This is a genomic window from Variovorax boronicumulans (assembly GCF_009811375.1).
GTDB lineage: Bacteria > Pseudomonadota > Gammaproteobacteria > Burkholderiales > Burkholderiaceae_C > Variovorax > Variovorax boronicumulans.
Genome location: NZ_BKDH01000001.1, coordinates 1,084,533 through 1,105,709, shown reverse-complemented (window position 1 = coordinate 1,105,709; position 21,177 = coordinate 1,084,533). Strand labels below are relative to the sequence as shown.

Genomic DNA, 21,177 nt, shown 5'->3' with positions numbered 1-21,177 from the left:
CGGCGCCGCCCTCGACGCGACAGCCGCCCCGTGCAGCTGTCGCGTTTTTTCATTTCTGCCCGGCGACACATCGTCTTGTGCCGTCCTGCACGACTTTGTGCGCGCTTTCGGGACCGGCTTATTCCTTTGCGCTCGGCTTTCAGATTCGTCCGATGGCCTTGCACAGGGCTTCTTTCTAGAGTGCCCTACCCCACCAGACCCCACGATCGGATTGCGTTCGCTCGCATGCCGATGCGGTCTGGTTTCTTCATTTCAGAGCACAGGAATTCCATGGCCTCCGAGCAGACGAACAGCGTCGCCCCTTTCCAGAACATCGACCTCGCATCGACCTTTGCGCCCCCGCCTCTTCATGTGGGCAGCGCCGCCGACGACGCCGGCGACATCCTGGGCAGCATCGCCCACGGCGGCGTCACCGACGACCGCCAGCCCGAATTTGGCGGCCGGGGCACGCCGGGCGACACCATCGTCATCCGCGACAACGGCACCGAGATCGGCACGACCGAAGTGGACGAGCACGGCGCCTGGACCTTCACGCCCTCGACCGACCTGCTCGAAGGCCAGCACGCCATCACCATCGTCACGCGCGACGAGAGCGGCAACGAGAGCCCGCCCTCGCCCGCGTTCAACTTCGAGATCGACGTCACCCCGCCCGATGCCAGCCGACTGAACGTCAGCGGCTTCACGGACAACGTGGGCGGGGTCACGGGCAACGTGATCTCGGGCGGCACCACCGATGAAACGCGTCCGCTGCTCAGCGGCATCAGCAACGGCACGCCCGGCCACACCGTCACCGTGATGGTGAAAGACGCCACCGGCACCCATGAGCTGGGCCTGGCCACCATCGGCGAAAACGGTCAGTGGACCTTCCAGGTCGACACCCCGCTGGCCGCAGGCCTGAACACCTTCATGCTCGTGGAGCGCGACGCCGCCGGCAATGAGACCATGCCGACCGGGCGCTACAAGGTCACCGTCAACACCGACAAGCCGAACGCGCCTGTGATCGACAGCGTGCTCGACGACGTGGGCGAGCCGCACATGCTGCGGCAAGGTGAAGCCACCAACGATGCGAGGCCGGCCCTTGCCGGCACGGCGCAGGCGAACCACACGGTCAAGTTCTACGACGGCGCCACCTACCTGGGCCAGACCGTGGCCGATGAGAGCGGCAAGTGGAGCTTCACGCCCCGGACCAATCTGACTGACGGCGCACACGGCATCACCGCTACGTCGACCAGCCCCGTGGGCCAGACCAGCGATGCCAGCGACGCCTGGAACTTCGTGGTCGACACCACTCCCCCGACGCAGACCGCCACCGTCACCGACATCGGCAAGGACAGCGGCTTCGACGTCGACGACTACCTGACCAACGACGGCGGCGCCGGGCGGCTGCTGCAGGGCAAGTTGTCGGCCGCTCTGGGCGCGGGCGAGACGCTGCAGGTGTCGTCCGACGGCGGCCAGACCTGGAAGGCCGCTTTCGTGTTCGGCGACCGCTGGAGTGCGCAGGACGACAACAGCCATACCGACAGTTGGACCGTGCAGACGCGCGTGGTGGACGAGGCTGGCAATGCAGGCCCGGCGCAATCGCAGGCGATGACGTTGGACACCGTCGCACCTGCAGCGCCGATCCAAATGGCACTGGTCAATGGTGGCGTGGAGGTTCGATTCGATGCGGCGAGCGTGGCTGTGGGCCACAAGCTCAGCCTGATGCTGCGTGGCGATCACTTCGACTACGCACTGACCGCTGCGGATATTGCCGCCGGCAAGGTGTTCATTTCGGATCCCGGATCTTTTTCGAAAATCAATTTCGAAGGCATTTCAACCAGTGCGGTGGAAAAAAATAGAACTTTTGGCGAATTGACGATAACCTCAGCCACGGGGACTATAGGCGCCGATTTTTATGGCGAATACGCAAGCTCTCTGGGAGTTTCGGGACGAGCCCTTTTAATTGGCAGCGGACAAAACGGAGACTCGACAAAATTCAAATTCTCAAGCCAAAAAGAATATGTTTCCTTTACCTTCGCTGGAACAACGGTTGCGGAAGCTCTATTTTATGATGCATCCGAAAAATTAATTGGCCGCGTTGAAATTGATCTTCTATCTTCCAATATTCGCAATAAAAAAGTTTCTTTTGAGGCACCTGCCGGGGCAAAAATCAGTCATTTCGTAATACGCATCATCACAGATGTTGATTACCACCATGTGCTTGATGACATCCAGTCAGGCTCGGTGCCATTGAACGAATCCAATATCTCGGCAGCCATCGTCGACCCTGCAGGCAATGTGTCGCAATACACGTCATCTCGCCTCCAAGGAAAAGATTCTTTCGACAATCTGAGCAAAATCAATGCCGGTGCATCGCACACGACCACCGCCGGCGTCAAGATTGAGATGATTCAAGGGTTCGTGGAGCCTTCCAATTACTCCAGCCTGTACCTCTCGTCTCAAGGCATCGCGAGCTTCAAGATTCCCGCGCCCGCCAAATCGGTGGAGATCGAATATGGGAACACGCACGGAGCACCTTACGGCAAGGTCGAGTTCTATTCGGCAGAAGGCGTCTTGCTGGGCACGAAGAACATGGTCGCCCACCCGGATTCGTCGGCCGGCATGGCCAAGATCGGCTTCTCGTCGAACACCCCCATTTCCTACATCAAGGTGTACGGCCAGGACAGCGGAACGGCGCCGGGGGTCAACGACGCCATCCTGATCGGCGACCTGAGCTGGAGCGGCGTCGACACGGGCTCGAATCCCGCGCAGCGACAGACGCTGACCGAAGGATCGGTGGGCACGCTGCATGGCGGCTCGGACAACAACGAATTCGTCGTCACCGACGTCAAGCACCTGGCCGATTCGGCGATCTCCGGCAACGGCGGCACCGACACGCTCAAGCTGACCGGCTCCAACCAGACGCTGGACCTGACCGCGCTCGCTGGCAAAGTCAGCTCCGTCGAAATCATCGACCTCACCGGTTCGGGCAACAACACGCTCAAGCTGTCGCTGGCCGACGTGATGGAAAACGGTGCCATGAACCAGTTCATGGAGAACGGTCGCGTGCAGATGGTGGTCAAGGGCAATGCCGGTGATGCGGTGACGCTGTCCGACGTGCTGCCCAACGGTACAGACGCAGGCGATTGGGTCAAGCAGGCCAACATCTCGGTGTGGGGCGTGGTCTACGAGGTGTACCAGCACTCGGGCTTCAAGGCCGACTTGCTCGTGCAGCAGGGCGTGACGGTCACGCTGCAGAACGCAGGCGCCGGCACGTTCCACATCGAACCGGAACTCGAAGCCTATGTACTCGACCACGCAACGATGACCTGGACCGACAGCGACGACACGCTCATCGCCAGGCTCGGCTACGCCGACCGCCTCGAAGGCGGCGCCGGCAACGACACCTTCACGAAGGTCGGCACGGGCGACACGGTGCACGGCGGCGCGGGCGACGACACGGTTCGCATCAACAGCGGCGACTTCGCGCACCTCGACGGCGGCCTGGGCATCGACACGCTCGTCATGGACGGCAAAGCCATGCACATCGACCTGTCGGCCCTCGGGGCGAAGGTGCAGGGCTTCGAGAAGTTCGACCTGGGCGCCGGCGGCAACACGCTGGCACTGCACGCCAGCGACGTGCTGGCCGGTGGCGCACGCGACATGGTCGTGGCCGACGGCAAGGTGCAGATGCTGGTCAACGGCGCCAACGGTGATGTGAACCTGCTGGGCGGCGACGACAGCTGGACCCAGGGCGGCAACGCCACGGTGGGCGGTGTGACGTACAGCGTCTACACCAACCTCGCCGGCACCGCCGAGCTGCTGGTCGAAGACAAGGTCCACGTGACCATCCTCTAAGCCTGCAGGCAGGCCATGCAGCGCCCCATCGGCGCCGCCCCCGACGCGACAGTTGCCCCGTGCGACTGTCGCGTTTTTTGTTGTGCCCCGCCCTTGCGTCAGCCCGCCGTCACCGCAGGCCCGAACCCATGGGTCTCCCCCGCCTGCTCGCAAGGCACCCGCTCCACCTGCACGGTCGAGTGGTGGATGTCGAACTTCTCGGCCAGCAGGCCGCGCAGCTGCAACATCAGCGGCGCCAGGTCGACCACATCGGGCGTGCACACCACGTGCACGCTCAGGCTCACCTTGCCGCTGGACAGTGCCCACACATGCAGGTCGTGCAGGCCTGCCACGCCCGGCTGCGCCTGCAGCGCGCGCTCGACCTCGGGCAGGTCGACGTCGTCGGGCACGCCTTCGAGCAGCACGTTGAGGCTCTCGCGCAAGAGGCGCCAGGTGCGCGGCAGCACCCACAGGCCGATGGCGACGGCAATCACCGAGTCGACCCAGGCCCAGCCGGTGAAACGGATGACGAGCGCACCCACGATCACGCCGACCGAGCCGAGCATGTCGGCCCACACTTCGAGGTAGGCGCCCTTCACGTTGAGGCTCTCGTCCTTGCCGCTGGCCAGCAGGCGCATGCCGATGAGGTTGACCACCAGGCCGCCGATGGCCACGAGCAGCATCATGGTCGACTGGATCTCGGCCGGCTGCGAAATGCGCCGGTACGCCTCGTAGAGCACGTAGATCGCCACGAAGAACAGCAGCACCGCATTGACCACGGCCGCCAGGATCTCGAAGCGGTAGTAGCCGAAGGTGCGGCGCTTGTCCGCCGGCCGCTTGCCCAGCCAGATGGCGGCCAGCGAGATGGCCAGCGCCACGGTGTCGGTGGCCATGTGGGCCGCGTCGGACAGCAGCGCCAGGCTGCCCGACACCAGCCCGCCGATCACCTCGGCGACGAGGTAGGTCGAGGTCAGCGCCAGCGCCCAGCGCAGCGCCTTCTCGTTGCCACCAGCAACGGCTGTGGCGTGTGAATGCTCATGGGCCATGGGAACCTTGCAGTGCGGGGTCGAGAGGTGCGCCGTGTTGCTGCTCTGCGTTGGCTTCCTGCACCTCGTCTTCATCGCGCCGGTGCGCGATGCGGTACAGCAGCGGCAACACCAGCAGCGTCAGCGCGGTCGACGACAGGATACCGCCGATGACCACGGTGGCCAGCGGGCGCTGCACTTCGGCGCCGGTGCCGGTGGCGATGGCCATGGGCACGAAGCCCAGCGAGGCCACCAGCGCGGTCATGAGCACGGGGCGCAGCCGCGTGAGCGCGCCTTCGCGAATCGCTTCGTCCAGCGGCAGGCCGCCCTCGCGCAGGTTGCGGATGAACGAGATCATCACCAGCCCGTTGAGCACGGCCACGCCCGACAGCGCAATGAAGCCCACGGCCGCCGAGATCGACAGCGGAATGCCGCGCAGCCACAGCGCGACGATGCCGCCCGTGAGCGCGAACGGAATGCCGGTGAACACCAGCAGCCCGTCCTTCAGGTTGCCGAACATCGCGAACAGCAGCGTGAACACCAGCAGCAGCGACACGGGCACCACCACCTGCAGGCGCTGCGTGGCCGAGGCCAGGTTCTCGTACTGGCCGCCCCACACGGTCCAGTAGCCCGGCGGAATGCGCACGGCGCGCATGGCCTCTTCGGCCTCGGCCACGAAGGAGCCGAGGTCGCGCCCGCGCACGTTGGCACTCACCACGATGCGGCGCTTGCCGTCTTCGCGGCTGACCTGGTTGGGGCCGGGCGCGAGGTCGAGCGTGGCCACCTCGCCCAAGGGGATGAAGCTGGTGCGCAAGCCCTCGCCGCCCGCGCCCTTCGGCAATGCGATCGGCAGCCGGCGGATGGCGTCCAGGTCGGTGCGCAGGGTCTCGGGCAGGCGCACGAGGATGTCGAAGCGGCGGTCGCCGTCGAACAGCGTGCCGGCCTCGCGCCCGCCCACGGCGGTCGAAATGGCGTCCTGCACGTCGCCCACGTTCAGGCCGTAGCGCGCGGTCTTCTGGCGGTCGATGTTCACGGTGAGCATGGGCAGGCCGGTGGTCTGCTCCACCTTCACCTCGGCGGCGCCGGGCACCTTGCCCAGCGCGTTCGACACCTGCCCGGCGGTCTGGTTGAGCACGTCCATGTCGTCGCCGAAGATCTTCACGGCCACGTCGCTGCGCACGCCCGAGATCAGTTCGTTGAAGCGCAGCTGGATCGGTTGCGAGAACTCGTAGTTGTTGCCCGGCAACTTCTCGACCTCCTCCTGCACGGCGGCCAGCAGCTCGGGCCGCGTGCGCCTGGGCTTGGGCCATTCGCTCTCGGGCTTGAGCATGATGTAGCCGTCGGAGATGTTCGGCGGCATGGGGTCGGACGCGATCTCGGCCGTGCCGGTGCGCGCGAACACGCGCTCGATCTCGGGGAACTTGTCTTTCAGCGTGCGCTCGAGCTGCTTTTGCATCTCGACCGACTGCGTGAGGCTGGTGCCCGGGATGCGCAGCGCCTGGATGGCGAAGTCGCCCTCGCTCAGGCTGGGCACGAACTCGGTGCCCAGGCGCGTGGCCAGCAGGCCCGAAAGCACCACGGCCACCACCGCCGTGGTGATGACCAGCGGCTTGGCGTTCATCGCGCGCGACAGCAGCGGCGCGTAGCCGCGCTTGGCCCACAGCATGAGGCGGTTTTCCTTCTCGGCGACCTTGTTGCCGATGAACAGCGCCACGGCGGCCGGGATGAAGGTGATCGACAAAATCATTGCGCCCAAGAGCGCGATCACCACGGTGAAGGCCATCGGGTGGAACAGCTTGCCCTCGACGCCGGTGAGCGCAAAGATCGGCAGGTACACGATCATGATGATCAGCTGGCCGAACAGCAGCGGCCGGCGCGCCTCCTGCGAGGCCGCGAACACCTCATGGAAACGCTCGCTGCGCGTGAGCGCCCTGCCGTGTTTCTCCTGCGCATGCGCCAGGCGCCGCACGCAGTTCTCCACGATCACCACCGCGCCGTCGATGATGATGCCGAAGTCGAGCGCGCCCAGGCTCATGAGGTTGGCGCTGACCTTCTGGTTCACCATGCCGGTGAAGGTGAAGAGCATCGACAGCGGGATCACGGTGGCGGTGATGATGGCCGCGCGGATGTTGCCCAGAAACAGGAACAGGATGGCCACCACCAGCACCGCGCCCTCGAAGAGGTTCTTCTTCACGGTGGCGATGGCCTTGTCAACCAGCACCGTGCGGTCGTACACCGTCACGGCCTTCACGCCCGCGGGCAGCGTGCGGTTGATCTCCTGCATCTTCTTGTCGACCGCCTGCGAAACGGTGCGGCTGTTCTCGCCGATGAGCATGAACACCGTGCCCAGCACCACCTCGCGGCCGTTGTCGGTGGCGGCGCCGGTGCGCAGCTCCTGGCCGATGCCGACCTCGGCCACGTCGGACACGCGCAGCGGAATGCCGCCGGCGTTGCCCAGGATCACGTTGCCGATGTCTTCCACCGACTTCACCTGCCCCGGCGCGCGAATGAGGTACTGCTCGCCGCGCTTCTCGATGTAGCCCGCGCCCACGTTGGCGTTGTTGCGCTCCAGCGCGGTGACCAGGTCGGTCATCGTGAGGCCGTGCGCGAGCAGCTTCGCGGGGTCGGGCGCGATCTGGAACTCCTTGGCGTAGCCGCCGATGGAGTTGATCTCGGTCACGCCCGGCACGTTGCGCAGCTGCGGCTTGATGATCCAGTCTTGAATCTCGCGCAGGTCGGTCGGCGTGTAGGGCTTGCCGTCGGCCTTCTTCGCGCCCTCCTCGGTCTCGACGGTCCACAGGTAGATCTCGCCCAGGCCGGTCGAGATGGGCCCGATCACCGGCGACACGCCGGGCGGCATGCTTTCGCGCGCCGACTGGATGCGCTCGTTGACGAGCTGGCGCGCAAAGTAGATGTCGGTGCCGTCCTTGAAGATCACCGTGACCTGCGACAGGCCGTAGCGCGACAGCGAGCGCGTCTGCTGCAGGCCCGGCAGGCCGGCCATGACGGTCTCGATGGGGTACGTGACGCGCTGCTCGGCTTCGAGCGGCGAGTAGCCGGGCGCGGACGTGTTGATCTGCACCTGCACGTTGGTGATGTCGGGCACGGCGTCGATCGGCAGCTTCTGGTAGCTGAAGACGCCGAGCGCCGCCATGCCGAGCACGGCCAGCAGGATCAGCCAGCGCTGCTCGATGGAGAAGCGGATGATGCGTTCGAACATGCGGTCGTCCTCAGTGGGTGTGCGTGGCCGAGCTCTTGCCCTGCTGCGACTTCACGACGAAGCTGCCGCTGGCCGCATAGGCCGCGCCCGGCTTCAGGCCGCCCACGATCTCGATGCGCTGGCCGTCGCTGCGGCCGGTCTTCACGTGCTGCGGCACAAAGCCGCCGGGCACGCGCAGGAATACGGTGGGCTGGTCGTCCACGGTCTGCACCGCTTCGGCCGACACGGTGACGGGTGCATCGGCCTCCGATGCCACCAGCTCCACGTTCACGAACAGGCCCGGGCGCCAGGTGCGCTGCGGGTTGGTGAGCGTGACGCGCGCGGTGGCGGTGCGCGTCTGCGCCCCCAGCAGCGAGCCCACGTACGACACGGTGCCGCGCGCGGCCTGCTCGAAGGAACCGGCGCGGATGGTCACGGCCTCGCCGACGCGCACGAGGTTCAGGCTGCTGGCGGGCACGCTGATCTCGGCCCACACGGTGGAGAGGTCGGAAATGGTGAACACGTTGACCGCCTCGCCCACCGATTCGCCCAGCGAGATGTGCTTCTCGACCACCATGCCGTCGAAGGGTGCGCGCAGCTCGTAGCGGCCCAGTGCCGACGAGCCGGGCGTGGCGCCCAGCGCCAGCAGCTTCTGGTTGGCGTTGGCCACGGCGATCTGCGCCTCTTGCATGGCCTGCTCGGCCTGCAGGAAGTCTTGCTGCGGCGAGATCTTTTCTTCCCACAGCTTCTTCTCGCGGTCGTGGGTGGTGCGTGCCAGCGCCAGCCGGCGCTGCGCGGTCTGCAGCTCGCTGCGCTGCTCCGAGAGCGCGGGGCTGGAGATCACGGCCAGCACCTGGCCGCGCTTGACTTCCTGGCCGAGGTTGGCCGACACGCTGTCGACCACGCCCGCCACGCGCGGCACCACGTGGGCCGTGCGGTCTTCGTTGAACTTGATCTCGCCGGGCAGCTGCAGCGACGTCTTGATGCGCGCCGGGCCGACGCTGTCGATGGCGATGCCGGCGGCCTTGACCTGCTCGTCGGTGAAGGGGATCTTTTCTTCGTCTTCCTTGTGGGCGTTGGCGGCGGCCTTCTGCGGCTCTGCGGTTGCAGGCGCTTCCTTGCCGGGCTCTTTGCCCGCGTCCTTGCCTTCTTCCGTGTGGTGTTCCTTGTCGCCATGGCCTTCGTCATGCGAATGGCCGTGGTCGTCTTCCTTGCCCTTGGCGTGGCTCTTGTCTTCCTCGTGGTGCTCACCGTCGGCATGGCCGGCGGACTCCGAGTGCCCGCCCGCCTCGGGCTTGGACGGCGCGGTGCGCAGGATGAGCGCGCCGGCGACGAGGCCGGCGAGCAGGACGGCGGCAATGGCGATCCACTGCTTGCGGCCGGCGGACGTGGTGCGGTTGTGTGGTGTGGTCATGGTCGGAATCGGTTCGGTGTTCTTCTTCAGCGCGCGACTGGCGTGAGGTTCGGCGTCGCGTTCGAGGCGATGTCGTCGCCCTCCGTGCCCAGCAGGCGGTCGAGTTCACCGGCCGCGCGGTGCGCCTCGGCCAGCGCGACGAGGTACTGGTTGCGCACCTGGAACAGCGTGCGCTGCGCGTCGAGCGCCTCGAGAAAGCTGAACTTGCCCAGCTCGAAGCCCTTGGTGGCGGCGCGGTAGGCGGTCTCGGCACCGGGCAGTGCGTCGCGCTGCAGCGTCTCGGCGGTGGCGCGCGCCGAGCGCAGGCGCTCGCTGGCCTGGGCCACGTCGGCGCCCAGTTGCAGCTCGGCGGCGGCGAGCTCGTCGCGCGCCTTGTCTTCGCGGCTCAGTGCTTCGGCGATGTTGCCGCGGTTGGTGTCGAAGATCGGCAGTGGCACCGACAGGCCCACCACCACCTGGTTGCGCCGGCTGCTGCTCACGGCCTCGCCGCCCTCGCCTTCGGACGCGGGCACGCGCTTGACGCCGAGCGACACGGTCACGTCGGGAATGCGCTTGGCCTGCTCCAGGTCGCTGAGCGCGCGGCGGCGCTCGACCTCGAGGCGGGCCTGGCGCAGCACGGGCGCATCGGGCAGGCGGCGCGCCACCTCGGGCGCGGCGGCCTGGGCCGGCAGCTGGTCGACCGCGCCGTCCACCTGCGTGAAGCGCGGCGCCGGGTTGCCCCACAGCGCGGCCAGCAGCTGGCGCGACGCGCGCAGCGTGCCCTCGGCCTGCAGCAGTTCGACGCGGATGCCGGCCTCGGCCACGCGCGCCTTGGTTTCTTCGAGCGGCGACACCTTGCCCGCCGCCACGCGGTTGGCCGCAGCGCGGGTGGCGATCTGCGCGAGCCCCACCGAGTCTTGCGCCAGGCGCAGGCGCTCCTGCGCGGTCAGCACATCGAAGAAGGCAGTGACAGCCGAAGCACGCAGTTCGGCGCGCCGCGCCGACAGCGCCGACACCGCCTGGTCGCGCGCACGCTCGGCTGCGGTGACGCGCGCGGCGCGCTTGCCACCCAACTCGAGGGGCTGGCTCAGCTGCAGCGTGGTCGTGCGGTTGTTGCGGCGCAGGTCTTCCAGCTGCGTGTCGAGCGTGGGGTTGGGCCAGGCGCCGGCCTGCACCACGGCGCCATCGGCGGCAGCCTGCTCATGGCGCGCGGCCGACAGGCCCGGGTTGGCCTGCAGCGCCAGCGCGACGGCGGTGCGCAGGGTCAGCGGGCCTTCGGGCTCCAGCGTGCGGGCGGGTGCCGACAGGGACGACGAAGGACCGGCCGCCTGCGGGGTCTGCTGTGAAAAGGCCGGGGGTACCGCCAAGGCCAACACGGCCAGCGGCACGAAAAGCGTGCGCATCGAATTCTCCTGGGTTGCGAAACAACGGACGGACGAATTCGGCGAAAAGCGCTCAGCGGATCGGTGGGATCAGAAAAAAGAAAAGGTGCTGTGCTCTCGCCGAATCAAGCGGCGAGCAACCAGTCAGGGCGCACCGGCACTTCGGCGATGTGCGAGGCGAAGCGTTCGGTGGAAGCGGCGCGCAGCGGCTGCGAAGCCACGGGCGCCTGGGCCGGCAGCGCGGCAGCGGTGTCCGCATGCTGGGCCTGCCCGAAGTGGGCAACGATGCAATGGCCGACCGCCGCGTTGGGCTGGCGGGTGCTGTCCTTCTTGGCGCCGTCGCCCGCGTGGGTGCGGTCGGTGCCGCGCGGCTCGTCCTCGTGGTGGCCCCAGTGGCCGCTGCCCTTGTCGCCTTCGTGCAGGCAATAGGCGGCCGACACCGCCCAGCTGTACTGGAAAGGCAGGAGAAACAGCAGGAAAATCAGGAGCCAGCGGCGCATTGTTGACAAAAGTATATCGACGGGGCGTGGCGCGCCGACCAAGAAAAGCCCTGCGAACCGAGGGCCCGGCCCACTGTACGACAGCGTGTCGGCGCTTTGTCCTTCAATAGGATTACTAAATCGTAACCAGCGTCTCGAAAGGCCTTGGGTACGATCCGTACCATGCGAATTCTTGTCATCGAAGACGAACCCAAACTGGGCGATTACCTGAAAAAGGGGCTGGAAGAGAACGGCTACGTGGTCGACATCGCCCGCGATGGCATCGAAGGCCGCTACCTCGCCACCGAGGGCGACTACGCGCTCGTGCTGCTGGACGTGATGCTGCCGGGCATCGACGGCTTTGCCGTGCTGCAGGCCATTCGCCGCACGAAGAACGTGCCCGTGCTGGTGCTCACCGCGCGCGACAAGGTCGAAGACCGCGTGCAGGGCCTGCAGCAAGGCGCCGACGACTACCTGGTGAAGCCCTTCTCCTTCTCGGAGCTGCTGGCGCGCGTGCAGGCGCTGCTGCGGCGCGGCAAGACGCAGGAGCCCACCGTGCTGCGCCTGGCCGACCTGGAGCTGGACCTGGTGAGCCGCAAGTGCATGCGCAACCGCACGCGGCTGGACCTCACGGCCAAGGAGTTCACGCTGCTGGTGGTGCTGCTGCGCCGGCGCGGGCAGATTCTGTCGCGCTCCACGCTCGCCGAGCAGGTGTGGGACATGAACTTCGACAGCGACACCAACGTGGTCGAGGTGGCGATCCGCCGCCTGCGCAGCAAGATCGACGACCCCTTCGACGTGAAGCTGCTGCACACCGTTCGCGGCATGGGCTACGTCCTGGAAGACCGCTCCTGGGTATGAGTACACCCCCAGGCTTGCCCACTTCGTGTGGCCGCCAACCCCCTTGCAGGGGGCCATACCAGCGGCCCGGCAAAGCCGGTTCCGCGGTATGTCGCGAATGAAGACAAAACCACATTCAATACAGAGCCGGCTCTCGTTCTGGTTCGCCGCGCAGACGCTGTCCGGCCTGAGCATCATCTGCCTGGCCATCTACCTCGTGACCGCCTGGAGCTTCGGCGCCAAGCAGCGCGACGCGCTCGACCAGAAGACGGTGCTCGTCGAGCACCTGCTCAAGGAGGCCGAGAAAGGCGGCGACCTCGTCTTTCTGCGCCACAAGCTCGACGACTTCTTCTCGATGCAGGACGACGTGACCTTGTCGATCGCCAACGCCGGCAAGCCGCTGTTCCAGTCCACGCCGCCGCCGCAGGGCCGCTGGCTGCGGCGCGCCATCGTCGTGCCCTGGCAGAACGGCGACTTCCACACCGACCTGTCGGTGCAGGTCGGCGTGAACATCGCGCAGGACTCCCGGCTGCTCGAACGCCTGGCCTGGACGCTGCTGGGCGCGGTGGTGCTGGGCACGGCGCTTGTGTCGCTCACCGGCATGTGGCTGGTGCGGCGCGGGCTGCGGCCGCTGAAGGCGCTGGCCGAGCGCACCGCGGCCATCACGCCCGACCACGTCCACCAGTCGATCGACCCCGGCGCCTTCGCGCAGGAGCTTCGGCCCTGGATCACGCAGTTCAACGCGCTGCTGGCGCGGGTGCAGCGCGCCTACGTGCAGCTGGAGTCGTTCAACGCCGACGTGGCGCACGAGCTGCGCACGCCGCTGGCCAACCTGCTCGGCTCGACCGAGGTGGCGCTCACGCGCCCGCGCAGCAACGAGGAGCTGCAGGCCGTGCTGGCCTCCAACCTCGAGGAGATGGGGCGGCTGTCGGGCATCGTGACCGACATGCTGTTTCTTTCGAAGGCCGACCGCGGCACCTCGGCGCGCTCGATGGCCCCGGTGAGCCTGGCGGAGCAGGCGCGCGACGTGATCGACTTCTACGACGCCATGCTCGACGAGGCCGGCCTGCGTGCCGAGGTGCACGGCGAGGCCGTGGCCGAGGTGGACGCGGGGCTGATCCGGCGCGCCCTCTTCAACCTGCTGGGCAATGCGATCCGCTTTGCCGAACCGGCCTCGACGCTGCGCATCGAGATTGCGGCCGCCCCTGGCGGAGAGCACCACACCATCGCCGTGATCAACCGCGGCGCGCCCATCGATCCCGAGGCCCTGCCGCGCCTGTTCGAGCGCTTCTACCGCGCGGCCCAGGCGCGCGACGGCTCCACGCGCCACCACGGGCTGGGCCTGTCGATCGTCGAGGCGATCGCGCGCATGCACGGCGGACAGGTGTTCGCGTCGAGCCAGGGCGGCGAGACGCGCATCGGGTTCAGCGTGCGCCGCAGCAGCTGAAGGGCTTCAGGGCTCGGCGTGCGCCGCCGTCTCGGCGGGCTTCGGCTTGCGGCCCACGCACAGCGTCATCAGCGGCCCGGTCATCGCGGTGGTGGCCAGCGCCATCACCAGCAGCATCGTGAAGAGCTCGGGGCCGATCAGGCCGACGTCCAGGCCGATCTTGATGACGATGAGCTCCATCAGCCCGCGCGCGTTCATGAGCGAGCCGGTGGCCAGGCTGTCGCGCCAGCTGTAGCCGGCAATGCGCGCACCGGCCGCGCCGCCCGCGATCTTGCCCACGGTGGCCACGCCCACGATCAGCAGCATCGCGCCCAGGCTGGCGCCCGAGAACGCGTTGGCCGTGGTGCCCAGCCCCGCGAGCGCGAAGAACAGCGGCATCAGCACCACGATGGAGATCGGCTCGATGCGCTCGCTCAGCGAGCGCAGCAGGCGGTCGTCGCGCGGCAGGCAGGCGCCGAACAGGAAGGCGCCGAACACCGCGTGCAGGTGCAGCCATTCGGTCAGCAGCGCCGTGACCAGCAGGCCGATCATCAGCGCGGCCATCAGCGTGGTCGACGGCTCGCCGTCGGGTGCCTTCACGCGCAGCAGCCACGCAAAGGCCGGCTTCAGCCCGAGGAACAGCACCGTGAGCATCACCACCACGCCGACCGTGATCTTGATCAGGCCCGCGTAGCCGTCGCTGGTGCCCACCAGCGCGACCACGAAGGCCAGCAGGATCCACGCGAACACATCGACCACTGCCGCCGCGCTCAGCGAGAGCTGGCCGAAGGGCGTGCGCGTCATGCCGCGGTCTTTCAGGATGCGCGCCATCACCGGGAAGGCCGTGATCGACAGCGCCGCCGCCATGAACAGCGCGAAGGGCCAGAAGCCCACGCCGGCCGGCGCGAGCGTGGGATGCAGCGCCGGCGAGATCGCCAGGCCCAGCACCAGCGGCACCAGCACGCTGAGCACGCCCACCGCGCCGGCCGCCTGCAGCTGCGCGCGCATGTTGCGCGTGGCCCGCAGCTCCAGGCCCACCACGAACATGAACAGCACCAGCCCCACCGTCGCCAGCGACGACAGCCCCTGCAGCGACTCCTTGGCGAACAGCTGCGCATGCAGCGACGGGAACAGCAGCCCCATGACCGCCGGCCCGAGCATCAGCCCCGCCGCCATCTCCCCCACCACGCTCGGCTGCCCCACATGGCGCAGCACCCAGCCGCACAGGCGCGCGGTGGTGAGGATGACGACGAGTTGCAGCAGGAGGGTGGTGACGGACATGGGCGGAAAACCGTGAGAGCGAAAGAACTCGCTCGATGTTAGTGAGTTCCACGCGCTGGGGATGCCGGCAACCGGCCACCTTGCGCTAACCTGCGCCGCGGCCCGTGCCGATTGCCCCTTTCATCACATCTCACGCTTCCGGGAGAAACATGCAAACCTTTGTAGAACTCATCATCAGCTGGGGCCCCATGCTGCTGCTCATCGGCGTCTGGATTTTCTTCATGCGTCGCAGCGGGGGCCTGAAACAAGGCCAGTACATCGAAGAGGTGCGCCACTATCTGTCGGATCACATCGTCGAAACGCGGCGCATGAACGCCAACCTCGAACGCATCGCCGCCGCGCTCGAGGCCCGCCAGGCCCCGCCCGACACGTCCTCAAGAAACGGGACGTAGCGCGCTCACTTTTCGGTCCGCATCAGCCGCAGCCCGTTCGCCACCACCAGCAGGCTCGCCCCCATGTCGGCGAACACCGCCATCCACATGGTCGCGCTGCCGAACACCGCGAGCACGAAGAACACGCCCTTGATGCCGAGTGCGAGGGTGATGTTCTGCCACAGCACCGCATGCGAGCGGCGCGACAGGCGGATGGTCTCGGGGATGCGGCGCAGGTCGTCGTTCATGATGACCACGTCGGCCGCTTCCATCGCGGTGTCGGTGCCCGCGCCGCCCATGGCGAAGCCGATGTCGGCCTTGGCCAGTGCCGGGGCGTCGTTGATGCCGTCGCCGGTCATCGCGACGGCGCCGTAGCGTTGCTGCATCGCCTGGATGGCATCGAGCTTTTCTTCGGGCAGCAGGTTGCCGCGCACGTCGTCGATGCCGGCGTGCGCGCCGATGGTCTTCGCGGTGGCGGTGTTGTCGCCGGTGAGCATGACGGGCGTCACGCCCAGCGCGCGCAACTCGGCCACGGCGGCCTGCGACGAGGGCTTGATGGTGTCGGCCACTGCGAACAGCGCCAGCACCGACTTTTCCGACGCGAGCAGCGTCACGGTACGGCCGGCCTCCTCGTGCCGCTTGAGTTCGGCTTCGAGTTCCGGCGAGCACAGGCCGCGCTCCTCGATCAGCCGGTGGTTGCCCAGCACGTAGGTCTGGCCGGCGTGCGTGGCCTGCACGCCGCGTCCGGGCAGCGCGGTGAAGTCGCCGACCTCTTCGACCGCCCCACCCAGGCCTTGGGCGATGGCCTTCGACACCGGGTGGTCGGAACGGCCCGCGATGTTGGCGGCCAGCGCGTACACCGCGCCTTCATCGCCCGCAGCCTTGTCGATCAGCACCGACTCGACCAGCTTGGGCTTGCCTTCGGTGATGGTGCCGGTCTTGTCGAGCGCCACGGCCTTGAGCTTGCGCGCCTCTTCGAGGTAGGTGCCGCCCTTGATCAGGATGCCGCGCCGCGCGGCCGAGGCCAGCGCGCTCACGACCGTCACGGGCGTGGAGATGACCAGCGCGCACGGGCAGGCGATGACCAGCAGCACCAGCGCCTTGTAGACGGCCTGCACCCAGGTCCAGCCCAGCAGCCACGGCGTGAGCACCGCGATGGCCAGCGCCAGCACGAAGACGGTCGGCGTGTAGATGGCGGCGAACCGATCGACGAAGCGCTGCGTGGGCGCGCGCGAACCCTGCGCCTCTTCGACCGCGTGGATGATGCGCGCGAGCGTGGTGTTGGCGGCCACGGCCGTCACGCGGAACACCAGTGCGCCGGTCTGGTTGATGGTGCCGGCGAACACCGCATCGCCCGCGGCCTTGTCGACCGGAATGCTCTCGCCCGTGACCGGGGCCTGGTCGATGGCGCTGGTGCCTTCGAGCACCACGCCGTCCAGCGGCACGCGCTCGCCGGGGCGGATGCGGGCCACTGCGTCGAGCGCCACCGCGTCGGCGCGCACGGTCTGCCAGCTGCCGTCGGGCTGCCGCACCTCGGCCTGTTCGGGCGCGAGCGCGAGCAGGCTCTGGATGGCGTTGCGCGCGCGGTCGACGGCGCGGGCCTCGATGAGCTCGGCGATGGCGTACAACGCCATCACCATCGCGGCCTCGGGCCACTGGCCGATGATGAAGGCGCCCGTGACGGCGACGGCCATCAGCGCATTGATGTTGAGGCGCCCGCGCACCAGCGCGGCGAAGCCCTTCTTGTAGGTGTCCAGGCCGGCCAGCGCGATGGCCGCGAGCGCGAGCCCCATCTCGGCGGCCATGAAGCCCACGCCGTCGAACGCGAGGAAGGACACGGTCTCGGCCGCGATGGCCAGCACCAGCGCGGCCACGAGGCGCGCCAGGCCGGTCGACATGCCGGCAAAGCGCGCGGGCTCGGCCTTCTGCCCCGTCGACGATGCCACCGGCTCGGGCTTGAAGCCGGCCTGGCGGATGGCGTCGAGCGCGGCGGGCAGCGCACCGTCTTCGGTGGTGAGGGCCAGCGTGCGTTCGCTCAGGCGAAAGCGCAGGGCCTTCACGCCCGCAACGGGCTCGAGGGCGCGGCGGATCTCGGACTCTTCGACCGCGCAGTCCATGGCGGGAATGCGAAACAGCACGGCGCCCTTCGGCAGATCGGCCGGCTCGGCCGATGCCGGGGCACTGCCGCACACCGCGCTGCCGCAGCAGGCCGTTGCCGGCGCGGCGGGGGCGTGATCGTGTGCATGGTCATGCGCGTGGTCATGTCCGTGGCTGTGCCCGTGGTCATGGGCGTGGTCATGCGGCGCAGCGCGTGGCACCGGCTGATTCAGGGTGGTCTGATTCGTCATGCATTCATTGGAAACCCTGAAGCAGGTGTAGAGTCAACCGTTGATTGCCACTTCCTTGAGATGCCGCATCATGAAAATCGGTGAACTGGCCAAGGCCACGAACACGCCGGTCGAAACCATCCGGTACTACGAGCGCGAGCAGCTGCTGCCCGCGCCCGCGCGCACCGACGGCAACTACCGCATCTACGACGACGAGCATGCCCAGCGCCTGGGCTTCATCCGCCGCTGCCGCTCGCTGGACATGACGCTCGACGAGATCCGCAGCCTCCTGAAATTCCGCGATGCGCCGCAGGACGACTGCGGCGAGGTGAACCAGTTGCTGGACGACCACATCGGCCACGTGGCCTCGCGCATCGCCGAGCTGAAGACGCTGGAAAAGCAGCTGAAGGCGCTGCGCCTGCAGTGCGGCGGCCCCGAATCGGCCAGCGCCTGCGGCATCCTGCAGGAGCTGGACACCGCCGCGCTCGCACCCGAGACCTTCGGCCAGCACGCTGGGCACGTGCACGGCACGCTGCACGGCGCCTCCGCCAAGCGCTCCTGACCTCAGGCCCGGCGCTACGCCGGGCGATGCGGGGGCGTGCTTCGCCGCCGTTGACCGAACTTCAATGGTTCGTGTGAAGGCTGTGTGGCCGGGCTCCGCGCCAATGCACACGCGTGTCCGCACTGACACGCATCTCCTCGGGCAGGGCCTGACACGCCCACCGGCATCGCGAATGTTCGCGAAGGCGGTGCGACCGACCCCGGCAGACAATTCCGCCGACCCGGCGCATCCGCCCTGCGACCTTGGGGCCGCGAGCCGGACAGACCTACAACGGAGACACCATGCCGATCGACTTCACCCTCACCCCCGCGCAGCGCGAGTTGCAACTGTCGGCTCGCCGTTTCGCGCGCAGCGTACTGACCGAGGTCGCACCGGCCACGCGCCACCTGCCCACGCCGCTGGCGCGCTTCGTCGCCACGCGGCCGTTTTACGCACAGCTGGTGAAGGCCGGGTTCCTGCGGCGCATCATCCCGATGCCGTTCGGCGGCGAAGGCACGGGCATGCTGGACATGGCCGTGGTGGCCGAGGAGTTCTATCGCGTCGACCCCAACGTGTCGCTCACGATGTTCGCCACGCTGCTGGGCCTGCTGCCCGTGACGATCGGGGGTTCGCCCGAGCAGCAGAAGGCGTTTCTCGGGCCGTTCCTGGAAGGCTCCGGTGTGCCATTGGCCGCCCTGTGCAACAGCGAGCCCGGCGGCAGCGCCAACTTCGATGCCGCAGCCCCCGGCGAAGGCACGCGCACCCGCGCCCGGCTCGATGGCGGGCAGTGGGTCATCGACGGCACCAAGCAGTGGATTTCGAGCGCGACCGGATGGGACGAGCAAGGCGCCGACCTGCTGTGCGTGGTGTGCCGCACCGACGCCGACGCGCCGCCCGACAGCGGGCTGTCGGTGCTGGTCGTTCCGCGGCCCGAGGGCGGCATCGTGGTCGAGCGCTATCACGATTCGATGGGCCACCGCGCGCACCTCACGCCCCGCTTTCGCCTCGAGGGCGTGCGCACCGCGCAGGCCAACGTGCTGGGCCCGGTGGGCAGCGGCAAGGACCTGGTGGCCGCCAGCTTCTCGGCGACGGCGGCGCTGGTCGGCGTGTTCGGCACGGCCCTGATGCAGGGGGCCTTCGATTTCTCCCTGCACTTCGCCAAGACCCAATGCCGCGGCGGCGCCCTTCCGATCATCGAGCACCAGGCCGTGGGGTATGCGCTGGCCGATGCCAAGACCGCCATCGAAGCCTCGCGCTACCTCAACTGGCGCGCGTGCCACGCGCTGGACACGCAATCGCCCGCGGCGCTGGAGCTGGCGCTGCAGGCCAAGATCTACGGCTCCGAGACCGCGGTGCGCGTGATCACCGACCTGATGCGCGTGGTGGGCATCGACAGCTACGACCACGACCTGCCGCTGGCCGGCATGCTGCAAGACGCCCTGGTGCTCCCGCTGTTCGACGGCGGCAACATGGGCGTGCGCCGTCGCCAGCTGCACGAGCTGCTGCGCTCGCCAGACTACGACCCGCTGACGGCCAGCGGTGCGGCGTGACGGCCGCAGGGTCGACGCTCGCCTGAACGGCGCCAGCGTCGCGGGGCCACACCGGCGTGCCATCGGAAGCAGCCCCCTTCCGCCCGGGAACGCCGGGCCGTAGCATTCGACTTCCGCACTGCAGCCCGGCCCCATGCTCGAAGACCACGACATCCTTGTGCTTCAACGCCAGCTCCGGCGGCGCCTGTTCGAAGGCGAGCGCGCGATCACCTGGCGACCGGGCCGCGAGCTGGCCGCGCAGCTGCTGCTGTACCTGGACGACCCGCAGGCCTGCTGGCGCATCTCGGTGCAATGGCTGCGCGACACGCTCGACGCCGACCGCGTCGACGCCGGCTTCGGCGGCTATGTCGACGCCAGCGGCCGCCTGCATGACTACGTGGTCGCGGCCGAGGTGCAGCGCCCGTCGCAACCGCTGCCTGCGGTGATCGGCCTGCGCTTCAGCGCCGCCAACCCGGGCATCCGCGCCGTCTGGAGCGGCAGCGGCATCGCCCCCATCATCGACGTGTCGCAAGAGCGCAGCTTCACGCAGGAGTTGCGCGCCACGCTGATGCAGGCCGGCACGGCCTCGAAGCTGGCGGTTCCCGTGCACGACGAAGACCGGCCGGTGGGCATGATCTGCGCCGACTGGCACCACAGGGCCCCGCGCTGGAAGCACGCCGTGTGCGACGAGTTGCCGGGCCTGGCCCGCACTGCGCTGGGCCCGCTGCTGAGCGCCGCCCACCGGTTCGCGCAGGTGCAGAGCGAGCGGGCCCCCGCGAACCTCGCGGCGCTGACGCCGGCGGAGCTGAAGGTGGCGAAGCTGGCGGCCGGCGGCCTGAGCTACAAGGAAATCGCGCGCCAGCTGGACCGTTCGCTCTCCACGATCGACCACCAGCTGCGCAGCATCCGCGAGAAGCTCGGCACGCGCTCGACGGCGCGCCTGGTGCACATGCTCAGCGAACTGAACACGTCGGCAACGGGCCGCTCGGCACCGCTTCAATGAGTGAGGCGTGGTGGAGATGAACGGCTGAACGCCGGGCGGCGTCAGCGGTGTCGGCAACCTCAGCGACGTGAGGGTTCCACTTCAAGGGTCAAGGTCACGGCCACTGGCAGGTTGCCCGGCAGGTTGCGCACCCCGCACACCGACCGCGCATGGCCCGCGCGCGTGTCGAACAGGCGGGCCAGCAGCTCGGAGGCGCCGTCGAGCACCTGCGGGTGCTGGGTGAACGACTGCACGCAGGCGACATGGCCTTCGAGCCGCACGACCTGCCGCACCCGTTGAAAACCGCCCAGGTTCAGGCGCACCTGGGCCAGCGCATTGAGCACCGCCAGCCGGGCCGCCTGACGGCCTTCTTCCAGCGTCAGCTCGGCGCCGAGCAGCCCGCGCGGCAGCGGATGCCCCGCCACCACCGGCCCCTGCATGGAGACATGCAGCAGGCCCGCCGCCTCGATCACTGCGCGGTAGGCACCCAGCGGCGATGGCGGTTCGGGCAGGACAAGGCCCAGGGCCTGCAGCCGCTGCAGCACCTCGTCGTTCCCGGTCGCACGCGAAGCGTCCATGGCGCGCC

15 protein-coding genes are annotated in these 21,177 nt (G+C 68.2%); 7 read left to right on the top strand and 8 right to left on the bottom strand.

Annotation, left to right across the window (positions count from 1 at the left end; all coding sequences use genetic code 11):
- Nucleotides 1–270 precede the first annotated feature (270 nt).
- Nucleotides 271–3,837, top strand: coding sequence for an Ig-like domain-containing protein (locus tag VHAB30_RS05185; protein ID WP_159276056.1), 3,567 nt, complete (start codon nt 271–273; stop codon nt 3,835–3,837).
- A 98-nt stretch (nt 3,838–3,935) separates the two neighbouring features.
- On the opposite strand, the gene VHAB30_RS05180 is transcribed toward VHAB30_RS05185, so the two are convergent.
- The 5 genes from VHAB30_RS05180 to VHAB30_RS05160 form a co-directional block, all read right to left on the bottom strand.
- The gene (locus tag VHAB30_RS05180) at nt 3,936–4,862 is read right to left on the bottom strand and encodes a cation diffusion facilitator family transporter (protein WP_159276055.1); all 927 of its coding nucleotides are present in this window, start codon (nt 4,860–4,862) and stop codon (nt 3,936–3,938) included.
- Entirely contained in the window at nt 4,852–8,061 is a 3,210-nt protein-coding gene (locus VHAB30_RS05175; RefSeq protein WP_159276054.1) for a CusA/CzcA family heavy metal efflux RND transporter, read from the bottom strand. Before VHAB30_RS05175 ends, VHAB30_RS05180 begins: the two co-directional genes overlap by 11 nt.
- A 10-nt stretch (nt 8,062–8,071) precedes the next feature.
- On the bottom strand, nt 8,072–9,454 hold the full coding sequence (locus VHAB30_RS05170) for an efflux RND transporter periplasmic adaptor subunit (RefSeq protein WP_159276053.1): 1,383 nt from the start codon (nt 9,452–9,454) through the stop codon (nt 8,072–8,074).
- 26 nt (nt 9,455–9,480) lie between these two features.
- Nucleotides 9,481–10,836: a TolC family protein gene (locus VHAB30_RS05165; RefSeq protein WP_159276052.1), complete on the bottom strand. Its 1,356-nt coding sequence runs from the start codon at nt 10,834–10,836 to the stop codon at nt 9,481–9,483.
- Nucleotides 10,837–10,940: 104 nt separating this feature from the next.
- Nucleotides 10,941–11,315 (bottom strand): hypothetical protein, encoded by a 375-nt coding sequence (locus tag VHAB30_RS05160; RefSeq protein WP_159276051.1) that lies wholly within the window; start codon nt 11,313–11,315, stop codon nt 10,941–10,943.
- Between the two features lie 162 nt (nt 11,316–11,477).
- Between VHAB30_RS05160 and VHAB30_RS05155 the strand changes: the two genes are divergently transcribed.
- Together VHAB30_RS05155 and VHAB30_RS05150 are read left to right on the top strand one after the other, a co-directional pair.
- Complete coding sequence (locus tag VHAB30_RS05155) at nt 11,478–12,155, top strand: heavy metal response regulator transcription factor (RefSeq protein WP_095746105.1); 678 nt, start codon at nt 11,478–11,480, stop codon at nt 12,153–12,155.
- Between the two features lie 97 nt (nt 12,156–12,252).
- Nucleotides 12,253–13,581, top strand: a complete 1,329-nt coding sequence (locus tag VHAB30_RS05150) for a heavy metal sensor histidine kinase (protein WP_159276050.1) — start codon at nt 12,253–12,255, stop codon at nt 13,579–13,581.
- Nucleotides 13,582–13,587: 6 nt separating this feature from the next.
- Here VHAB30_RS05150 and VHAB30_RS05145 read toward each other — a convergent pair whose 3' ends face one another.
- Nucleotides 13,588–14,841 carry a cation:proton antiporter gene (locus tag VHAB30_RS05145; RefSeq protein ID WP_070063158.1) on the bottom strand — a complete coding sequence of 418 codons (1,254 nt, stop codon included), beginning with the start codon at nt 14,839–14,841 and terminating at the stop codon, nt 13,588–13,590.
- A 149-nt stretch (nt 14,842–14,990) separates the two neighbouring features.
- Here VHAB30_RS05145 and VHAB30_RS05140 point away from each other — a divergent pair, with 149 nt between their 5' ends.
- Nucleotides 14,991–15,233 carry a hypothetical protein gene (locus tag VHAB30_RS05140; protein ID WP_159270994.1) on the top strand — a complete coding sequence of 81 codons (243 nt, stop codon included), beginning with the start codon at nt 14,991–14,993 and terminating at the stop codon, nt 15,231–15,233.
- A 5-nt stretch (nt 15,234–15,238) separates the two neighbouring features.
- Here VHAB30_RS05140 and VHAB30_RS05135 read toward each other — a convergent pair whose 3' ends face one another.
- Complete coding sequence (locus tag VHAB30_RS05135; RefSeq protein ID WP_159276049.1) at nt 15,239–17,560, bottom strand: heavy metal translocating P-type ATPase; 2,322 nt, start codon at nt 17,558–17,560, stop codon at nt 15,239–15,241.
- A gap of 70 nt (nt 17,561–17,630) precedes the next feature.
- Here VHAB30_RS05135 and cadR point away from each other — a divergent pair, with 70 nt between their 5' ends.
- The 3 genes from cadR to VHAB30_RS05120 all read left to right on the top strand — a co-directional run bounded on the left by cadR (nt 17,631) and on the right by VHAB30_RS05120 (nt 20,612).
- Nucleotides 17,631–18,101: a Cd(II)/Pb(II)-responsive transcriptional regulator gene (cadR, locus tag VHAB30_RS05130; RefSeq protein WP_095746108.1), complete on the top strand. Its 471-nt coding sequence runs from the start codon at nt 17,631–17,633 to the stop codon at nt 18,099–18,101.
- 281 nt (nt 18,102–18,382) lie between these two features.
- Nucleotides 18,383–19,630, top strand: coding sequence for an acyl-CoA dehydrogenase family protein (locus tag VHAB30_RS05125; protein WP_159276048.1), 1,248 nt, complete (start codon nt 18,383–18,385; stop codon nt 19,628–19,630).
- Nucleotides 19,631–19,763: 133 nt separating this feature from the next.
- A complete protein-coding gene (locus tag VHAB30_RS05120; protein WP_159276047.1) occupies nt 19,764–20,612 on the top strand; it encodes a helix-turn-helix transcriptional regulator in 849 nt (282 codons plus the stop codon).
- A gap of 59 nt (nt 20,613–20,671) precedes the next feature.
- Here VHAB30_RS05120 and VHAB30_RS05115 read toward each other — a convergent pair whose 3' ends face one another.
- Nucleotides 20,672–21,169, bottom strand: coding sequence for a RidA family protein (locus VHAB30_RS05115; RefSeq protein ID WP_159276046.1), 498 nt, complete (start codon nt 21,167–21,169; stop codon nt 20,672–20,674).
- Nucleotides 21,170–21,177: the final 8 nt, after the last annotated feature.